This window comes from Methylovulum miyakonense HT12, from assembly GCF_000384075.1.
Classification (GTDB): Bacteria; Pseudomonadota; Gammaproteobacteria; order Methylococcales; family Methylomonadaceae; genus Methylovulum; species Methylovulum miyakonense.
This window is the reverse complement of sequence record NZ_KB913025.1, coordinates 3,548,849-3,566,679: the sequence shown is the minus strand read 5'-3', so window position 1 is coordinate 3,566,679 and position 17,831 is coordinate 3,548,849. Positions and strand designations below refer to the sequence as shown.

General features: G+C 48.7%; 15 protein-coding genes. 5 read left to right on the top strand and 10 right to left on the bottom strand.

Features of this window, described 5'->3' with window-relative positions:
• Positions 1-23: 23 nt before the first annotated feature.
• Entirely contained in the window at positions 24-2,198 is a 2,175-nt protein-coding gene (gene glgB / locus METMI_RS0117570; RefSeq protein ID WP_019867611.1) for a 1,4-alpha-glucan branching protein GlgB, read from the bottom strand.
• A gap of 91 nt (positions 2,199-2,289) precedes the next feature.
• Here glgB and glgC point away from each other — a divergent pair, with 91 nt between their 5' ends.
• The 4 genes from glgC (at position 2,290) to cmoA (ending at position 7,743) form a co-directional block, all read left to right on the top strand.
• Positions 2,290-3,570 carry a glucose-1-phosphate adenylyltransferase gene (gene glgC / locus METMI_RS0117565; protein WP_029151773.1) on the top strand — a complete coding sequence of 427 codons (1,281 nt, stop codon included), beginning with the start codon at positions 2,290-2,292 and terminating at the stop codon, positions 3,568-3,570.
• Between the two features lie 100 nt (positions 3,571-3,670).
• A complete protein-coding gene (locus METMI_RS0117560; protein WP_019867609.1) occupies positions 3,671-5,320 on the top strand; it encodes a glycoside hydrolase family 57 protein in 1,650 nt (549 codons plus the stop codon).
• Between the two features lie 32 nt (positions 5,321-5,352).
• Positions 5,353-6,840 carry a 4-alpha-glucanotransferase gene (gene malQ, locus METMI_RS0117555; protein WP_040572803.1) on the top strand — a complete coding sequence of 496 codons (1,488 nt, stop codon included), beginning with the start codon at positions 5,353-5,355 and terminating at the stop codon, positions 6,838-6,840.
• A 165-nt stretch (positions 6,841-7,005) separates the two neighbouring features.
• Positions 7,006-7,743 (top strand): carboxy-S-adenosyl-L-methionine synthase CmoA, encoded by a 738-nt coding sequence (gene cmoA, locus METMI_RS0117550; protein ID WP_019867607.1) that lies wholly within the window; start codon positions 7,006-7,008, stop codon positions 7,741-7,743.
• Positions 7,744-7,896: 153 nt separating this feature from the next.
• Here the strand turns inward: cmoA and METMI_RS24500 are convergent, their stop codons facing one another.
• The 9 genes from METMI_RS24500 to zapE form a co-directional block, all read right to left on the bottom strand.
• Positions 7,897-8,664 (bottom strand): CatB-related O-acetyltransferase, encoded by a 768-nt coding sequence (locus METMI_RS24500; protein WP_019867606.1) that lies wholly within the window; start codon positions 8,662-8,664, stop codon positions 7,897-7,899.
• A gap of 95 nt (positions 8,665-8,759) precedes the next feature.
• Complete coding sequence (gene galE / locus METMI_RS0117540; protein ID WP_019867605.1) at positions 8,760-9,821, bottom strand: UDP-glucose 4-epimerase GalE; 1,062 nt, start codon at positions 9,819-9,821, stop codon at positions 8,760-8,762.
• Positions 9,818-10,666 carry an HlyC/CorC family transporter gene (locus METMI_RS0117535; RefSeq protein WP_019867604.1) on the bottom strand — a complete coding sequence of 283 codons (849 nt, stop codon included), beginning with the start codon at positions 10,664-10,666 and terminating at the stop codon, positions 9,818-9,820. Before METMI_RS0117535 ends, galE begins: the two co-directional genes overlap by 4 nt.
• Positions 10,656-11,129 (bottom strand): rRNA maturation RNase YbeY, encoded by a 474-nt coding sequence (gene ybeY, locus METMI_RS0117530; RefSeq protein WP_019867603.1) that lies wholly within the window; start codon positions 11,127-11,129, stop codon positions 10,656-10,658. The genes METMI_RS0117535 and ybeY overlap by 11 nt, the downstream gene beginning before the upstream one ends.
• Positions 11,116-12,099 carry a PhoH family protein gene (locus METMI_RS0117525; protein WP_019867602.1) on the bottom strand — a complete coding sequence of 328 codons (984 nt, stop codon included), beginning with the start codon at positions 12,097-12,099 and terminating at the stop codon, positions 11,116-11,118. Before METMI_RS0117525 ends, ybeY begins: the two co-directional genes overlap by 14 nt.
• Before the next feature lie 8 nt (positions 12,100-12,107).
• Entirely contained in the window at positions 12,108-13,460 is a 1,353-nt protein-coding gene (gene miaB, locus METMI_RS0117520; protein ID WP_019867601.1) for a tRNA (N6-isopentenyl adenosine(37)-C2)-methylthiotransferase MiaB, read from the bottom strand.
• A gap of 214 nt (positions 13,461-13,674) precedes the next feature.
• On the bottom strand, positions 13,675-14,223 hold the full coding sequence (locus METMI_RS0117515; protein ID WP_019867600.1) for a hypothetical protein: 549 nt from the start codon (positions 14,221-14,223) through the stop codon (positions 13,675-13,677).
• A gap of 112 nt (positions 14,224-14,335) precedes the next feature.
• Positions 14,336-14,800 carry a tRNA (cytidine(34)-2'-O)-methyltransferase gene (locus METMI_RS0117510; RefSeq protein WP_019867599.1) on the bottom strand — a complete coding sequence of 155 codons (465 nt, stop codon included), beginning with the start codon at positions 14,798-14,800 and terminating at the stop codon, positions 14,336-14,338.
• 319 nt (positions 14,801-15,119) lie between these two features.
• Positions 15,120-16,295, bottom strand: coding sequence for a cell division protein ZapE (gene zapE / locus METMI_RS0117500; RefSeq protein WP_019867597.1), 1,176 nt, complete (start codon positions 16,293-16,295; stop codon positions 15,120-15,122).
• A 448-nt stretch (positions 16,296-16,743) separates the two neighbouring features.
• Here zapE and lpxC point away from each other — a divergent pair, with 448 nt between their 5' ends.
• Entirely contained in the window at positions 16,744-17,667 is a 924-nt protein-coding gene (gene lpxC, locus METMI_RS0117490; protein WP_019867596.1) for a UDP-3-O-acyl-N-acetylglucosamine deacetylase, read from the top strand.
• Positions 17,668-17,831 lie beyond the last annotated feature (164 nt).

Below are 17,831 nucleotides of genomic sequence, written 5' to 3'. Positions count from 1 at the left end.
AGCTTCCTGAGCGTGATCGGTTTTTAGAGTTTTAAAATCACGCCTCCTAAGGGGGGTAAGGTCAGGTTGATGGAGTGGGGGAGGTTCATCCACGGTTTGGGTTCTGACGTAACCACACCGTTACCGGCGTTGGTGCCTGCATAATAGGTCGAGTCGGAATTGAAAATTTCCGTGTAGACACCTTCCTTAGGCACGCCAATACGGTAGTCTTGGCGGGTGACCGGCGTGAAGTTCAGGACGATGCATAATTCTTCATCGCCACTTTTGCGCCGGAAACTGATGATGGACTGTTGGACATCATGGCAGTCTATCCATTCAAAGCCCAGATAATCAAAGTCATGCTGGTATAACGCCGGTTCGGATTTATACAGCTGGTTCAAATCTTTGACCAGGGTTTGTATGCCTTGGTGATACTCATATTCCAGCACATACCAATCCAGGACTTTGTTAAAGCTCCATTCGGTGCCTTGACCGAATTCACAGCCCATGAACAACAGTTTTTTGCCCGGATAGGTGTACATCAGCGTGTACAGCAAGCGCAGGTTGGCAAAGCGTTGCCATTCATCCCCCGGCATTTTGTTCAATAGCGAACCTTTGCCATGCACGACTTCATCATGGGAGAAAGGCAAGGTGAAGTTTTCGGTGAACGCATAGAGCAGACCAAAAGTCAGCTGGTCATGATGGTGCATGCGATGGATAGGATCCAGGCTCATATAAGCCAAGGTGTCGTGCATCCAGCCCATGTTCCACTTCATCGAAAAACCTAAGCCGCCCGTCCAGGTAGGGCGGGTGACTTGCGGCCAAGCGGTGGACTCTTCGGCCATGACGACGACGCCAGGGTGCTGTTCGTGCATGACCGCGTTCAGTTCCCTGATAAAGTCGATGGCTTCCAGGTTCTCGTTGCCGCCGTATTTGTTGGGCACCCAGTCATTGTGTTTCCGTGAATAATCCAGGTACAACATCGACGCGACCGCATCGACGCGTAGGCCGTCGAGATGGAATTCTTCAAGCCAGAACATGGCGCTGGCAAGCAGGAAGTTCCTGACTTCATTGCGGCCATAATTGTAGATCAGCGTGCCCCAATCACGATGCTCGCCTTTGCGCGGGTCTTCATGTTCATACAGGGCGCTACCGTCAAAACGGGCGAGGGCGAAGGCATCTTTCGGAAAGTGCGCGGGTACCCAATCGAGGATGACCCCGATGCCCTGTTGATGGCATTGGTCAATAAAATAGCGGAAATCGTCGGGGCTGCCATGGCGGCTGGTCGGTGCGAAATAGCCAGTGGTTTGGTAACCCCAAGAGGCATCTAGCGGATGTTCGGTTACAGGCAGCAGTTCGATGTGGGTAAAGCCCATTTTTGAAACGTAGGCTATGAGCTGTTCGGCCAATTCCCGGTAGTTTAAGAAATTGCCTTGGTCGTCACGTTGCCATGAGCCCAGATGCACTTCATAAATCGCTATGGGGGCGTGTAACCAATCATAATTGCTACGGTCTGTCAGCCATTGTTGGTCATGCCACGTGTAGTCGCCTTCGTTGGCGACGATGGAGGAGGTGCTAGGCCGGAACTCAAACTGTTGCCCGTAAGGGTCGGTTTTCAGCAAAAGCTGGTGGGTTTTCGCATTTAGGATTTCGAACTTATAAAGGCAACCGATGGTTAATCCAGGTATGAAAATCTCCCAGATACCGCTGCCCCCCAAGTTACGCATGGGATTGCAACGCCCGTCCCAACGGTTGAAATCGCCGACGACGCTGACGCGGCCCGCATTGGGCGCCCAAACGGCAAACAACACCCCGTCAATGCCGTCGATGGTGTGTAAGTGCGCACCTAGTTTTTGGTAAATATGCCAATGCTTGCCTTGGGCAAATAAATGTTGGTCAAATTCGGGCAATTGCGGCCCGAAGGTGTAGGGGTCGTGGTTTTCGTGGGCGTCACCGTCTTTGTCCAGCCAAGACAGGCGGTAATGCGCTGGCAATCCATTGTTTTTATCAATATATTCAAAAAAATCCGTGCCGGGTATCCGGTCAAGTTTAGCGCCGTTATCAGCAAAACTGACGGATTCCGCATGGGGTAAATAGACTTTAATTTTTGTCTGGTCATTAACGGTATGGCGTCCCAGCACGGAAAAAGGGTCATGGTGTTTGGCTGCTATAATTTTTATAGAATCGGCGTCAAGTGTATTGATTGCTTGTTTTTTCACTTTGCTTTGCCTCGATTTAGTAGAATAATGGTCAAGTAAATGTTACCAAAATAAAACAATAATTGTGAATCAATTCCACTTGGAGATGAAAATGTCGGCATCAAGTCCAAAAAAGCACGATCTTAACATCCAGCACTTAACCCGAAATACGATTGCCTTGATTCTTGCGGGTGGGCGTGGTTCTCGGTTGATGAATATGACCGATTGGCGGGCCAAACCCGCTGTGCCGTTTGGCGGTAAATTCCGTATCATTGATTTTCCTTTGTCCAATTGCGTCAATTCGGGGATCCGCAAAATTGGTGTCCTGACGCAATACAAGGCAGATTCACTGATTAGGCATATCCAGCAAGGTTGGGGGTTTTTACGTGGTGAGTTTGGGGAATATGTCGATTTAATGCCCGCCCAGCAACGCCATGACGAAGACTCTTGGTATAAAGGCACGGCGGATGCTATTTTTCAGAACATCGACATCCTGAGGACACGCAAACCAGAATATATTCTGGTATTGGCGGGTGACCACATTTACAAAATGGATTATGGTTCCATGTTGGCGGATCATGTCGAGAAAAATGCCGACTTGACTATCGGGTGCATTGAGGTGTCGTTGGAAGACGCCACTGCCTTTGGGGTGATGGACGTTGATGCGAACCGCCGGGTCAAGGCTTTCGTTGAAAAACCCGCCAACCCGCCCGTCATGCCAGGCCGCACCGACACCGCCCTGGCGAGTATGGGCATTTATATTTTTAATGCCAGTTTCCTGTTTGAACAATTGCTGAAAGATGCCGACACCAAAGGTTCGTCGCATGATTTTGGCAAGGACATTATCCCGTCCGTGATTGACAAATATGTTGTCAACGCCTACCCGTTCTTGGATTTGCAAAGCGGTGAGCAAAGCTATTGGCGTGATGTCGGTACGATTGATGCTTACTGGGCCGCCAATATGGAATTGATTGGCGTCAACCCCAATTTGAACTTATACGACAATACGTGGCCGATCTGGACACATCAGGCGCAAACCCCGCCCGCCAAATTTGTTTTCGACGATGATGACCGGCGCGGCCAGGCGGTGGACTCCATGGTTTCAGGAGGTTGTATTGTCTCCGGTGCCAAGGTCAGGCATTCGTTGCTATTCACCAATGTGCGCGTAAACTCTTATACCACCTTGCAAGATACGATCGTTTTGCCTGACGTGAACATCGCCCGCCATTGCCGTATTACCAAAGCCATTATTGAAAGGGGCTGCGAAGTCCCCGAAGGCACTATCATCGGCGAAGATAGGGCCGCCGATGAAAAACGCTTTCATGTCAGTGCCGGCGGGGTTGTGTTGGTGACGCCTGATATGCTGGGCCAACGTTTGCATTATGTCAGATAAATAGCCCGCGCATTGTAAGGGGCTGGCTAAGACAGGACGGGCTGGTTTTTTAACGGGTAAGCAACGGGAAACATTTGTGAAATTAGTATTATGCTGGCATATGCACCAGCCTGAATATCGAGATTTACAGACTGGTGAATTCAAGTTGCCGTGGACTTACCTACATGTTATTAAAGATTATGTGGACATGGTCGCCCATATTGAGGCGGTGCCTAGGGCGAAGGCCGTCATTAATTTCGCGCCCATCTTGCTGGAGCAGATTGAAGAATATGCCAAGCAGATCAATGTCTACTTACATGACCGTGTGGCCATGACAGACCCGTTGCTGGCGGCATTGGTCGACGTCAGCATCCCGGCCGACCCTGAAGAACGTTTGCGGCTGATTAGGGAGTGCTTGCGGGCTAACCGTGAACGGCAGGTCAACCGTTACCCCGCTTACAAGAAATTGGCGGAAATGGCTGATTGGCTTGAGCATCACTATGACGCCTTGATGTATGTCAATTCACAATACCTTAGTGATTTGCTGGTTTGGTACCATCTGGCCTGGATGGGGGAAACGGTAAAATTGACCGATAGCCGGATCAAACATTTGCTTGATAAAGGGTCGGGCTATACCTTGCATGACCGGATTGAGATAGTCGAAGTCATCGGCGATTTGTTGGCAAATGTGATCTGCCGCTATAAGGTGCTGGTAAAAAAAGGCCAGCTTGAATTGTCGGTCACCCCTTATGCACATCCGATCATGCCGCTCTTGCTGGATTTGCAGGTCACCCAAGAAGCCATGCCCAACTCGCCTATGCCCGAGTTATCAGCTTATCCCGGGGGTGAAGACAGGGTGGCTTACCATCTTGATAAAGGCATACAAGTCTTTAAACGCTTTTTTGGTTTTAAACCCAAAGGCTGCTGGCCTTCCGAAGGTGGCGTCAGTGCCAGGACTTTGAAAATATTGGGGGATTTTGGGTTTGAATGGACGGCGAGCGGCGGCAGTGTCCTCGGTAACAGCTTGCATCTTCCTGAAAACGAAAAACCACTGAGTGTCCATTACCCGTTCAAACTTAAAAAAACCAATATCACCTGTTTTTTCCGGGATGATGGTTTATCCGATCTGATCGGTTTTGAATATTCAAAATGGCATGCCGATGATGCGGTGGCGGATCTGATCCGCCATTTGGAAAATATCGCCGCCAATGAGCCGTGTGACACGGTGGTGTCGATTATCATGGATGGTGAAAATGCTTGGGAATATTTCCCGGAAAACGGTTACCATTTCTTGAGCGCTTTATATAAACGCTTGGCTTTGCATCCGGCAATTGAATTGACAACCTTTTCCGAATGCCTAAAAAGCAAGGTGGCCATTAAACCCTTATCGCGGATGGTGGCTGGCAGTTGGGTGTATGGCTCGTTTTCAACATGGATAGGTGATGCCGATAAAAACCGTGGTTGGGATATGCTGGGCGATGCCAAAATTGCGTTTGACCAAGCCGTGGCGGCCAAACGCCTATCCGCCAAGCAGCTTAAGGCCGCTGAGATACAACTGGCGGTTTGTGAAGGCTCCGATTGGTTCTGGTGGTTTGGCGATTATAACCCCGGTGAAGCGGTCAGCAATTTTGAAAAACAATTCCGCTTGAATCTGGCTAACCTACACCGCTTGCTAGGCGAGCAACCCCCCTCTTATTTGTCCCTGTCATTCACACAAGGTTCTGGAGCTCCGGCAATGGGCGGGGCGATGCGTCCAGGCGTTGAATTTTAATTTAAACACACTGTAACTCGAGACACGCTACCTTGAAACTTTCAGCGAATGATATTTTAAACAAACGCCGTGCTGGCGTACTATTGCACATCACGTCTTTACCCGGTGCTGGCCGTACCGGTGACTTGGGGCAGGATGCGTATTATTTTGTGGATTTCCTGCATAAAGCAGGCATCACTGTTTGGCAGACCTTACCTTTGGGCATGACCCATGCTGATGGCTCACCTTACCAATGTTTGTCCGCCCATGCCGGCAACCCCGAACTGATCAATATTGACTGGCTAGTCAATCAGGGATGGTTAAAGCTGTCCGAAAAATGCGAAGACTGCCAGGAGACTGACAAGTTTAATAAAAGCTGCCTGGTCACTAAAGCTTATAATGGTTTTATAGGGCGTGCTTCCCAATATGATAAAGACGGCTTTGCAAAATTTTGCCAGGAAAAAGCTTTTTGGTTGGATGATTTTGCTTTGTTTTTGGCTTTAAGGGTTGAATTTGACCGGAAATGTTGGAACCAGTGGCCTGATTGTTTCAAGGAGCGCGACAACAAAGCGATCAAAGAAACCCGTAGCCGTTTAAGCCATTCAATTGATTGTATAAAATTTGAACAATATGTTTTTTTCCGCCAATGGATGGCGTTAAAGGCATATGCTAACGAAAGGGGCGTGTTGATGTTTGGCGACATCCCTATTTTTGTCTCTTACGACAGTGCCGATGTTTGGGCTAACCGCGATGTTTTTAAACTCGATGACTCCGGTGAAATGTCAGTGGTCGCCGGTGTCCCGCCGGATTATTTTTCCGAAACCGGGCAACGTTGGGGGAATCCGCATTATAACTGGACGTTTTTGAAAAAAACGGGTTTCAACTGGTGGCTAGAGCGCATGCATACCCAGTTGGAGCAGTTTGACATACTGCGTATCGACCATTTTCGTGGCTTGGAAGCGGCTTGGGAAATCCCCGCCAGTGAACCTACTGCGAAACAGGGTGAATGGGTGAAAGCGCCGGGTAAAGCCTTATTGAATGCGATCAAAGCCGATTTGGGCTCCATTCCCTTAGTTGCGGAAGATTTGGGCATAATCACTGACGAAGTCATTGAGCTCAGGGATGAATTTGGTTTGCCAGGCATGAAAATTTTGCATTTTGCTTTCGGGGGCGGGGCGGACAATCCTTATTTGCCCAATAATTACATAAAAAATTGTGTTGTTTACACGGGCACACACGACAACGACACGACCATAGGATGGTCTGGACAGTTGGGTGTTGATGAGAAAAAGCACGTGTATGAATACTTGGGCAACCCTTTGGCCACCCTACATTGCGCATTGATCCAGGCGGCGTTGGCATCTGTGGCAAATCTTGCCATCATCCCCATGCAGGATATCTTGGAACTAGGTTCTGACCACCGTATGAATACCCCGGGCACTACCGAAGGCAATTGGCGGTGGCGCTTCCAATGGGAGCAGTTGACTCCAGAACGTGCCGACCGGTTGGCGCATTTGGTGGAATTGTTCAACCGGAATTGAATGCTAGCTTTCGATTAAACCAGTTTTTTCTGACATAAATTATAGGGTTACGGATCATATCGCGTCCACGAAAGGGCTTTCATGTGCTTTTCGTGGGCTTCCTGATTTCCTGCCTTAAGTTGCCGCGCATCGGCTTCACTTCCCCGTAGACGCCCCCCGCCTTCCATGACTGAGCAAGACAAACTTTTCAAATATATCACCCGAGTCGAGGATTTTGCCTTTGATGAGCGTGTCGCCCATGTCTTCGATGACATGGTTTCACGGAGCGTGCCTTTTTACAACGAAATCCAACGTATCCAAGCTGATTTGATTATGGACTTCCTGCCAGATGCCGGGGTTGTTTGTGATTTAGGTTGCTCAACGGGGACGACCATTGGGCACCTTATCGGCCATCCACGCTGCCCTGATAACGCCTTGTTCATCGGTTTTGACAATTCTGAACCCATGCTTGAAAAAGCTAAAGCGAAATTATCGGCGCACACCGCCACTGGGCAAGTATCCCTAAGGTTGGGGGATTTGGGTAATCTTAGGAATTTACCGGATTGCGATGTTGTGATCCTCAATTGGGCTTTGCAATTTGTCCGCCCGATTGACAGGGAGCTATTGTTAAAGGCTATTTTCCACGCACTTAAGCCGGGCGGCATTCTGTTGCTATCTGAAAAAATTCTCGTTAAGGACACCCTGTTGAACCGCTTGTATATCGACCATTATTTGGAATTCAAAAAATCACAAAGCGGCTATACCGACATTGAAAACCAGCGCAAACGTGAAGCGCTGGAAAACGTGTTGATCCCTTACCGATTGGATGAAAATATGGCGTTATTAGAACGAGCCGGGTTTACGCACTGGGACACTTTTTTCCAGTGGTTTAATTTTGTTTGTATGATTGCGGTTAAGGGGTAGTTTTGGAGACAGAAATTGTTTGCGCTTATGTTCGCCGCTGAAATGAGAAAATTGATGGCCGGTTTAGTTGTGTCCCCCTGGGCTTGATCTGTTTATGGCGGGGCTTGTTGGCAGTAAAAAAGGAAGGCCTAACTTTTCAGGATCAACCTGGGCTTATTTGGCAACGGGGGGCACTGCCAGAAAATCTGAGTTGCATAGCTTTTTAGGCTTATAGGGGCTTATTTTTTCGGATGCAATCAGTTCTTCAAGCAGTTTCAATTGCTTTTCAATGTCAAGATTCATGTCAATACCCCGAAAATCTGGGAACGCGTAATTCCACCATCCAATAGTCAATAGCTGTTCAATGATCCGTTCAGGAAATCTAAATTTGATCAGCTTAGCTGGCGAGCCGCCGACAACAGCATATGCTGGGACATCTTTTGTCACAAGTGAGCCAGCACCCACGACAGCACCAGTCCCAATTGTGATGCCTCGTCCGAGCGTGACATCTGCGCCTATCCACACATCGTTTTTGATGATGGGGGCGGGTTTGGTCGAAGCATGCCCGGCGGCCATAAAACCTTTTCCAAAATCCTCGACCGCTTGAAAGAGCATCTGGAAATTGGGATCGTAAGTAAAAGATGAAGTGGACAGACGTCCTAACGGATGATTTACGCCCATGACTTTAACCCCAGTCGCTATGGAACAGTATCTTCCGATTTTTATATCCATTGGCAGTGATGACCACGAATAAGAAAATGATCCCATTGACCAAACGTGATGGCCGGTCAGATAAGCGACATATGGCTCAATTTGCACATGTGGAGGCCAACGGAGCTCCTGGGCCGCTTTAAGTCTTGACGTGTTTGTCAGGTATTGGAAATAAATCCGGTTTTCTGCCAACCAGTTTAACTTGGGCTCATCTAGCAATATTGTGGTCATAAATTTATATGTTTGAAAATCAAATTATTAACTGGCTAACCATGTAATCTGTGGAATTGCATATTAACTAGAATCAATATCATGCAATGTGCCACCTACATCAATGACCCGTATCCCTGGGGATTTTTGCTCTGCCAATTCCAAGTGTCTGCAACCATATCATCCAGGTTTTTTTCCGCTTGCCAGCCTAATTCTTGTAGCGCCCGTTTAGGGTTGGCGAAACATTCCGCCAAGTCCCCGGCCCTGCGTCCGACTATTTGATAGTTTATGGCCTTACCTGTGACGCGTTCAAAAGCTTGGATCATTTCCAATACGCTATAGCCGCGGCCGGTGCCGAGGTTATAGGCTTTGCAGCCACCCGGGCCAAACGCGTCGCTGTCTAATGTCTCAATGGCTTTGATGTGGCCTTTGACCAGATCAACGACGTGGATGTAATCGCGGATGCCGGTACCGTCAGGGGTCGGGTAGTCGTTACCAAACACTGATAATTGCGCCAGTTTGCCGACGGCGACTTGGGAGATATAGGGCATCAGGTTATTGGGGATGCCATTGGGGTCTTCGCCGATTAAACCGCTGGCATGCGCGCCTATCGGATTGAAATAACGCAACAGGGCGATTTTCCACGGGGACGGATCTTGGTTGATGTGGTCGGCCGCGGATAAGTCCCGCAAAATATCCTCGATCATCGCTTTCGAACGGCCATAAGGGTTGATCGCGCCTAAGGGGAAGTCTTCGGCGTATTGCGGGGTATCAGATTCGCCGTACACCGTTGCCGAAGAGCTGAACACCAAGCGCTTGACCCCCGCCGCCTGCATGGCTTCGGTTAGCACAAGTGTCCCATAGACATTATTGTGATAATACAGGTGGGGTTTGGAGCAGGACTCGCCAACCGCTTTTAAGCCGGCAAAATGGATGACCGTATCAATTGGGTTTTGGTCAAAAATTTCGTCCAAGGCGGCTTTGTCACGAATGTCGGCCTGATAAAACTTCAAATTTTTGCCGGTTATTTGCTGGACGCGTGCCAATGACTCGGTTTTGCTGTTGGATAAATTATCGGCCACAACGATGTCATATCCGGCTTGCAACAGTTCGACACAAGCATGGCTGCCAATGTAACCCGCGCCACCAGTCACCAGGATTTTTTTCTTGGGCATCATTTGGGTTTCCGGATTTTAAGTTTGATCAAATGGACGCGGCGGTTGTCCGCGCGGATGACTTCAAAACGCAGGTCACCGACGACAAGGCTTTCCCCTTTTTTGGGCATGTGCTCAAGCTGGCTGACGATGAAACCGCCAACGGTGTCATACTCATCAGTGGCCAGATGTGTCGAAAAGTGTTCGTCAAACTCTTCTATCGGTGTCAAGGCCTTAATGATGTATTCATGCTCGTTGCGCTTAAAAATATAACCTTGGTCTTCATGGTCATCGTGCTCGTCTTCAATATCGCCGACGATTTGTTCCAGAATGTCTTCAATGGTCACTAATCCGGCGGCTTGGCCATATTCATCAACGACTATCGCCATGTGGTTGCCGTTAGTGCGCAACTCTTTGAGCAATATGTTCAAGCGTTTACTTTCCGGGACCACGCAGGCCGGGCGCATGATTTGCTGGACGGTGAGTTGTTTGTTCTGCAACACGTGGTTGAGGAGGTCTTTGGCCAGCAATACGCCAACCACTTTGCTACGGTCATCTTCAATGACCGGATAACGGGAATGGCAAAATTCGATGACGAGCGGAAAGATGGCCTCCAGTTCGGCTTCTTGGGGGACAACCACCATTTGTATGCGCGGTATCATGATGTCCCTGACGCGCATTTGTGACACTTGCAAAACCCCCTCGATCATCGCCAGGGCGTCAGTGTCCAATAAGTCATTTTCGCGGGCCTCCCTTAATATTTCCTTGAGGTCTTCCAGGTCTTGTGGCTCTCCGCTGAGTAAGTGGCCAAGCTTTTCAACCCAGCTTTTATGCGGAGAGTGTCTACTAGGAGGGTGGTCATCGCTCATGGTCTATTACCTGTAAATAAGGATTAGGAATATTCAATTTTTGCAAAATGGCTATTTCTTTGTTTTCCATCTCTTCGGCCTCATCATCGTTGATATGGTCATAACCCAACAAATGCAAAATGCCATGGATAACGATATGCGCCCAGTGGTCAAGCAACGGCTTGTTTTGTTGCTGCGCTTCCGTTGCCAATACCGGGGCGCAAATCACTAGGTCGCCGAGCAGATTGGACTGGAAACCTTCAATGTCAGGGGCTTCAAAAGGAAAGCTGAGGATATTGGTCGGGCCTTGTTTGTGGCGATAGTTTTCGTTAAGTCCGGCGCTTTCTTCTGTGCCCACGATACGGATCACCATTTCGGTGTCTTCCCCAAGGTTTGCAAGGGTTATATCGGCCCACTGTTGAAAACTGGCCGCATCCGGCTGGCCTTCGGATTCAACAATACGCTGGATTTCAAGTTGGTTCATTTGGCTTGGTTTTTTTATCGTAGGCTTCGTAAGCGGTGACTATGCGTTGCACCAAAGGATGGCGGATGACATCGCGGTTGTTGAAAAACGTGAAGCTGATGCCTTCGACATTTATCAGCACTTCCAGGACATGCCGCAAGCCGGACATTTTTTCGGATGGCAAATCGACTTGGGTGATGTCGCCCGTGACCACGGCGGTTGAACCAAAACCGATGCGGGTCAGGAACATTTTGATTTGTTCGACGGTGGTGTTTTGCGCTTCATCGAGGATGATGAAGGCGTCGTTCAGTGTCCGCCCGCGCATGAAGGCTAGCGGCGCAACTTCGATGATGCCCCTGTCGATCATTTTTTCGACGCGCTCATTGCCGAGCATATCGTATAGGGCGTCGTACAAAGGCCGCAAATAAGGGTCGATTTTTTGCGCCATGTCACCGGGCAAAAAACCCAATTTTTCGCCCGCCTCAACCGCCGGGCGCACCAGGATGATTTTGCGGACTTTTTCAGTTTGCAAGGCTTCAATCGCACAGGCCACCGCCAAAAAAGTCTTGCCCGTACCTGCCGGGCCAATGCCGAAGTTGACATCATGGCCGACGATTTTGCGCAGATATTCTTGCTGGTTCGCCCCGCGGCCTTTAATCATGCCGCATTTGGTCTTAATGCAGACATTGGCGGGAGGTTGTTCCGCTTGGGCTTCGCTGAGGATTTCGTCTATCGACGCATCCTGCATGGCGAGATGGATGGTTTCTGCGGTCAGCAATTCTTTCTCGGTGCTGTCGAAGAGCTTTTGCATAATGGCGCAAGCGGCTTTGACGGATGTGTCCACGCCCGTGACCTTGAATTGGTTGCCCCGGTTGGCGATTTCGACTTGCAGGCGGGCTTCAATCTGGCGCAAATGGGCATCAAGTTGGCCGCAAAAATTGGATAATCTGGCGTTGTCGTCAGGCAGTAACGCTATTTCTTGTGAAGTCATAGACATGATTAAGCGGCGATGGTCTTATCGGCTGAGAAATCCACCATCCGGCCACGTAAGGAATTGGGTAAGGATTCGGCGATCAGGACATCAACAAATTGTCCGGCTAAGCGGGGATGGCCGATAAAATTGACCACGCGGTTATTTTCCGTACGCCCCTGCATTTGTAGGGGATTCTTTTTGGACTGGCCTTCCACTAAAACCGTCTGTACGGTATTGACCATGCTATTGCCAATCGCCGCCGCCATCTCATTGATACGGTCCTGGAACTGTTCCAAGCGCTGCTTTTTAACCGCCATCGGCACATCGTCAGGCAAGTCGGCGGCAGGGGTTCCAGGCCGTGCGCTGTAAATGAAGCTGAACGACAAGTCAAACCCCACTTCTTCAATAAACGCCATCGTTTCATTGAACTCTTCATCGGTTTCGCCTGGAAAGCCAATGATAAAATCAGACGATAAGGAAATGTCCGGGCGTACGGCGCGCAATTTGCGGATTGTTTCGATGTAATCGGCGCGGGTGTGCCCGCGTTTCATTTTTTTCAGAATGGAATCGCTGCCGCTTTGCACAGGTAAATGCAAATGGTTGACCAATTGCGGGATTTCCGCAAAGGCTTCGATCAGGTTGTCGGTGAACTCGACCGGATGTGAAGTGGTGAAACGGATACGGGCTATGCCGTCTATCGCCGCGACATAATGCAGCAACAAGGCAAAATCGGCGCTGTCGCCATCGTCCATCATGCCACGATAGGCGTTGACGTTTTGCCCTAACAGATTGACTTCACGTACGCCTTGTTTGGCCAAAGAGGTGATTTCGGCGATGACATCATCAAGCGGCCGGCTGATTTCTTCGCCGCGCGTGTAGGGCACAACGCAAAATGTGCAGTATTTGCTGCACCCTTCCATCACCGAGACAAAGGCCTTCACGCCTTCGGCGCGGGGTTCGGGCAGGGCATCAAATTTTTCAATTTCGGGGAAGGAAATATCAACGACGGGTTGGTGTTTGTTGCGGACTTGATCGAGCAGCTGCGGCAAGCGGTGCAAGGTTTGCGGGCCGAACACCATGTCGACGAACGGCGCACGTTTTTGGATATCCGCGCCTTCCTGGCTGGCGACGCAGCCGCCAACCCCGATAATCACGTCGGGGCGTTTTTCTTTAATCATGCGGAATTTGCCGAGAGCGGAAAAGACTTTTTCTTGGGCCTTTTCGCGTATGGAGCAGGTGTTCAGCAACAGCACATCGGCCAGCTTAGGGTCATCAATCAATTCAAAACCGTGTGAAGCATGGAGCACATCCCGCATTTTGTCGGAATCGTACTCGTTCATTTGGCAACCGTTGGTTTGGATATACAGTTTTTGGGTCATATTGGTAAGGTAAACATCATAAAATCACCGGATAGGGCAGGCGCTTATAATCAGCCAGCTGGCCTTGCCAGGTTTTTTAAGCATAAAAACAAGGGTAATTCACTAAAGGGTCATTATAACCTGAACGTCACTTGAACAAGCAACATGTCTCATGGAATATAAAGGGCAGGGGGGTAAGGACGGGCCGGAAAATAATTTTCCGTTATTGTTTACTTTATGGTTGGCCTTCTTCAATATCCATAGCGGGTGGGGCAATCTTCTGCTCAACCCCACAAACCGCCTTGTTCAAGATACCTAAGTTCCTCTCTTCGAAAATTTGGATACCTATCACATAAAAAATAGGCATCCATAAGGGGTTGATCAATATGCCTCCCAATACACTTTTCCAGGTGCGTTTGAGGTTTCCCAGTAAATTATAAGAATCGATTAACGGCGGCATGGGATGCTCAGAAAATACCGTGGCGATTGGACGTAACACGGCCTGGTCACGCCGTTCAAGTTGCACCATGGCCTCTTGGAGCTTACGCTCCATATCATGGTAATTTTTGCGGGCAAAACCAGAAGAAACCGCAAAGGTCAGAGCGACCAGTGGCAGAAGTACGGTTGGCGGTGCTAACGGTGCAAACGTAGAGGACAGTATGACTAAACATAAGCCAAACATTAGGATGTCTTCGCCGCGTTCGACATCCTTATCAATCGCCTTGACAATTGCGGCGACGGGTTCGGTATCCTGGTCTTCCAAATAACGTTTAGGTTTTGACATGGGGCATACTCCTTATAAGGGCATATGGGTTTGGTATATCCATATGGCGAGGAAATGTCAAATATTGGCCGCGGTAAAAAACATTGAAGGCTGCGGTTTGGTTTAGAGTGATTTAGCCCGCACCATAAAACCCCTGTTGACGCCAAGCTTCGTAGCTGATGATGGCGACCGCGTTCGAAAGGTTTAAGCTTCTATTGTTCGGCATCATGGGGATTTTTAATCGCCAGTCAGGATCAATGTTATTGAGTAATTCAGCGGGCAGGCCTGAGGTCTCTGAACCAAACAACAAGACATCTCCAGCTTGGTAAGCCATTTTGTCGTAAGGTTGGCCACCCTTGGTGGTGCAAGCCAGGATTCGCCTGCCGCCCATGGCGTTTACAAACGCCAAGTAATTAGGATATTTGGACACTTTGGCAAGGTCATGGTAATCAAGGCTGGCGCGGCGGAGATTTTTCTCCTCCAAATCAAACCCCAAAGGCTCTATTAGGTGTAAGCTAAAACCGTTGTTGGCCACTAAGCGGATGATGTTGCCGGTATTGGGTGGGACTTGGGGTTCAAAGAGGGCGATATGGAACATGTTTGCGTCCTGAAACAAGCGGGCTTATAAAGGCAGTATCGGCCAAGTTCTTTTTAGGCACGGGATGTTTGTCTATGTGCCTGTTGATCGTGGCTAACCAGCCCGAAGTCTAAAAAATAATTTCAATGTGGCATAACTGGGCTGTCTGAACAACTTTGCCATTCTCAATAGGAGTTAACAATGTGGGTACTTATTTTTATAGCGGCATTGCTGTTTGTTTTAGGTAGTGCGCTTATGCTGTTACGCTCGGCAAATACGCCGAAAATACCTAAACAAACCAAATCCCAACCTTACAATGACGATGATAGCGGGTGGTAGGTTAAGGCGATAATTGCCAGTTCCGTAAGGCCTCGGCCCGTTGGCAATAACTGTCTGATTGCATCTCAACCAGTCTCGATACGGTGCGCCTGAATTCAAATGCGCCGTCACCTTCGGTGTAGAGCGCTTGTGCTTGGACTTCCGCACTACAAATCAGCTTGATGGTGTGTTCGTATAGCACGTCTATTAACGTTACAAAACGTTTTGCCTCGTTCCGTTTTTCCGAGCCCAAGCGGGGGATGGCGGCAACCATAACGATGTTAAAGCGCTTTGCGATAGCGAGGTAATCCGCAGAACCCAAGGCTTGCCCGCATAATTCATTAAACGACGATAACAATATGTCGTTATGGACTGCGGCCAGCCGGAGTTCACGTCCTAGCATCAGGATGCTGTCGGGTTGTGGCAGCGCCCCTTCGGTTAATTTACGGAAAGACCGCTTGACAAATTCATGGGCGGGTTTGGCAAAGCCTTGCGCCCCGATTTCCTCGGCGGGGGGGCAATAATACGTGGTTTGTTGCGTAGAAGACGGGTAATTAAGCCGGTAATCCTGATCGGCGGCCAGTTCGATGATATTGGCCGCATTTTGTAAGACTTCCACGAAAGATAAGAACTGTTCGCGCTGCAATCCGCCTTGGTATAAATCAGTGGGATGGCGGTTGGAGGTGATCACGACCACCAGTTCCAGTTCAAACAATTTGCTGAATAGCCGGCCTAAAATCATGGCGTCGGCTATATCGGAGACATGGAATTCATCAAAACACAATAAACGGGCTGAAGAGCGGATATGTTTTGCAAGGGCCGAAATGGCGTCGGTTTTATTTTGTAGCCGCCAAGAATGGATAAATGCGTGAACTTCCTGCATGAAGGTATTAAAATGCACCCGACGTTTTTGTTGAATCGGACAAGCCTGGTAAAACAAGGCCATCAACATGGACTTACCGCGCCCAACATCGCCATATAGATATAGGCTCGGGCAATGCATGTGATTGCCCGATTCCTTGACCGCTAACCAGTCCAAAATCTTTTGCATATACTCCAAAGTTTGGACTTGGGCTTGGTCATATTGGATATGTTTTTGCTCCACCTGAAGGCTATATTGTTCTGCCAATAGGGCTAGGGCAGGGGGGGGCGGTTCTTGCGTTGGCAAATCAAATTGTCGGAAGATTTTTTTTAGCATTTTTCCTAGGTTCTGTTGACGTTTTGATAAAAAATTAATGCTTTATTTTCATTATGTTAGGAAATTAACTTTGATTTTATCATGTCATTCCGGCATGGATTGCCGGAATCCAGTGGCCAAGGATGGCTTCCCGGCCATCTGGATGCCGCCATTCCTTGGCGGCATGACGATAACCTTTTGATTTTTTCTTAATGAAACGTCAACAGAACCTAGATGGATAACAAAAACACTGTCGCTTATTTTGTGGTTTATGAAAATAATTGATCTTAGGGTAGCATTAATTGCTACAGCAAACTATCGGCAGTTATTTAAGGCCGAAAATAACCATTATCCCCGTCAATTTAATGTCACCCTGCGCCGTGGGCGCTAGTCGTTAACATTCCGCTTTATTAGCCAATTGTGATATATTCACGCTTTTTTGCTCCTTTCATTCGGAGTTATTTATTTTATGATTAAACAGCGAACCTTAAAAAATACCATCCGTGCCACAGGTGTGGGCTTACATAGCGGTGAAAAGATTTATTTGACACTACGCCCGGCCGAACCCGACACAGGAATTAGATTTCGCCGCGTTGATTTGGCAGAACCCGTGACTATCCAGGCATCCCCGGATAACGTCGGTGAGACCGTATTATCAACCACCTTGGTTGCAGGCAACGTTAAAATCTCTACCGTAGAACATTTGCTATCCGCTTTTGCCGGATTGGGTATTGATAACGCCATCATAGATGTCAGTGCCGCCGAAGTGCCTATCATGGATGGTAGTGCCGGGCCCTTTGTGTTTTTATTGCAATCGGCCGGTGTCGAAGAACAGGATAGGCCTAAGCAGTATATCCGCATCAAACGCCATGTCCGGGTCGAAGAGGGCGATAAATGGGCGTCATTTGAACCGTTTGATGGCTTCAAAGTCACCTTCACGATTGATTTTGAACATCCGGCATTTGAAGAGGATGTGAAATCGGCGACCATGGATTTCTCTTCAACTACGTTTGTGAAAGAAGTCAGCCGGGCGAGAACCTTTGGGTTTATGAAAGACATTGATATGTTGCGGCAAAACAATCTGGCTTTGGGCGGCAGCCTGGAAAACGCCATCGTTGTTGATGACAATAAAATTCTCAATGAAGAAGGCTTGCGTTGCGCCGATGAATTTGTCAAGCATAAAATCCTTGATGCCATTGGCGATCTCTACTTGTTAGGGCACAGCCTAATTGGTGGGTTCACAGGCTATAAATCAGGCCATGGTTTGAATAACAAGCTATTGCGCAAATTGCTCGAGGAAAATGACGCTTGGGAAATGGTCACTTTTGATGACGAAGGGGACGCCCCGATTTCCTTTATGCGGTCTGCCCAATCGCAACGCCCAGAAGCTTAAAATCCCGCCAAACAGAGTTCGGGGCGTGTTTAGCGTCCCAGGACTTATATTCACTCCCCCTATAAAAGGTTTAGCCAGCATCTTTTGCCAACGTCTGTAAGTTAAGCAAAGACGGGTCACAGGGCAAAAAAAACCTCCTTATTGTTATCCCATCAAAATAGGCA